General features: G+C 50.8%; 1 protein-coding gene and 1 pseudogene. One reads left to right on the top strand and one right to left on the bottom strand.

Going from position 1 to position 1,442, the window contains the following annotated elements:
* Positions 1-542 precede the first annotated feature (542 nt).
* The gene (locus tag RNA01_RS23220; RefSeq protein WP_147182442.1) at positions 543-1,115 is read left to right on the top strand and encodes a hypothetical protein; all 573 of its coding nucleotides are present in this window, start codon (positions 543-545) and stop codon (positions 1,113-1,115) included.
* A gap of 196 nt (positions 1,116-1,311) precedes the next feature.
* On the opposite strand, the pseudogene RNA01_RS24280 reads toward RNA01_RS23220, so the two are convergent.
* A pseudogene (locus RNA01_RS24280) lies at positions 1,312-1,442 on the bottom strand (glycoside hydrolase family 43); the annotation flags it as partial.

Genomic DNA, 1,442 nt, shown 5'->3' with positions numbered 1-1,442 from the left:
TCTTGAACCTAATAGGGGCGCCAAGTTACCCATCGAGAGCTCAGCGCTATTCATCATGGCCGGCAAACCCAGCCAGGGAACATCCACACTGTGTTTGCTGGCTTGCACACGCCCTTCCATAAGACGTCGCGTTCAACCGACGAAGAAGACGAGATGCTGGAAGTTTTCGCCCACACTTAGCCAAGCGAACAATCTGACCCAATATTGGAAAAGTAGATGTGAGATCCGTGCGTGATAAAAGACGAGATATATTCAAGCCTTGGAGCAAGGTAGCCATGCGCCACCTAATACAGTTCATCGTTTTGGCAGCTCTTCTATCTGGATCGGTTCTTATCTTGATCCTACAGCATGATTGGCGATGAACGGTAATTCTGTTTTCCGGCTGCGTGAAATTGCCTAACCCGCTTCGGTTTGCTAATTGCCACCGCGAAATTCCCCGTCTTGCAAGACGATTTCGAGGCAGGTGTAAGTTGTTAGGTCCCGGAAAAAGCACCATGGGCCAGGTTCTTCACGGGATCTGTTATTTGGTATAGGAGCTACAAATGAGAGAGCATTGTTGTGGGCCGGAATACGCCGCAGACTATTTTTATGGCATTCGGCAAGCGGCAATCGCCGCAAATACTAGCAATGACTATCTTGTTTCATGCATCGATCATGAAGGAGAAGTCCTTGGTGTCGATTTTTCCAAACACTATGGAGTAAGCTCCATAGTGGACGGGCGACTTGTAACTGAGTTTTTCGACAAATCTGTAGCCATTAGCAATGCCGAGTTGCGACCGTATAAATGGTTAGGCTCAGAACCGATTGTTTACCTTCGGTCGAAAGACGGATCGCTTCAATTCGGTGGCCCAGATGTAGATTCTGACTTTTTCGAATTGGTTGGAGAAGTCCAAGAGAAGCATCCCAGCGAAGCAAAGACTTATGCAATCCTCAGCAAGAATGTGTTCGTTTCGGGTCTAGGCATGAAGGGTGATGACGAAGTCGTTGAAGGAACAATCCGGGACGGGAAAGTTTATCAGGTTCTTAAGAGATCTGATGTTTTTCCTATGGGCGTGGTTTGCTGCACATGGGATGTTGAGACCGGGGAATGCAACGGTACTTGGGAGGGGGAATGACAAGTTCGGATCCTACGCCGCCGCAAAGCGCGAAATCATGCCCGGCTGTCCGACATCAGCGCCCATGAGACAGAATTGGTTTAGTTGAGAAGAGAGGATTTTCGGCTCATCGTAGCTCTATCAAAGGAAGCGAAGATGAGACAGAAATCCGGGCCGCAGACATCGACGGCCGAGTAGACCATCAAAGACATCCGCCGCGCCGGGCGACGACGCTGTTTGCCGTGTCGACTCCAATCTCGGCGCGGCGAAGCTCAGCCGCGGCCTGGCGCTTCTGCGCGGCGAGCTGGTTGATATCCATCCGCGCCAGCACTTGCCCGGTCTTGATCA

This window comes from Paenirhizobium naphthalenivorans, from assembly GCF_007992095.1.
Lineage (GTDB): Bacteria > Pseudomonadota > Alphaproteobacteria > Rhizobiales > Rhizobiaceae > Allorhizobium > Allorhizobium naphthalenivorans.
The sequence above is the reverse complement of the archived record's forward strand: the minus strand, read 5'-3'. Positions and strand labels throughout refer to the sequence as shown.

What these genes read in the sequence shown, in the direction of transcription:
- RNA01_RS23220 (WP_147182442.1), top strand. Translation starts at nt 543, where the DNA reads ATGAGAGAGCATTGTTGTGGGCCGGAATACGCCGCAGACTATTTTTAT.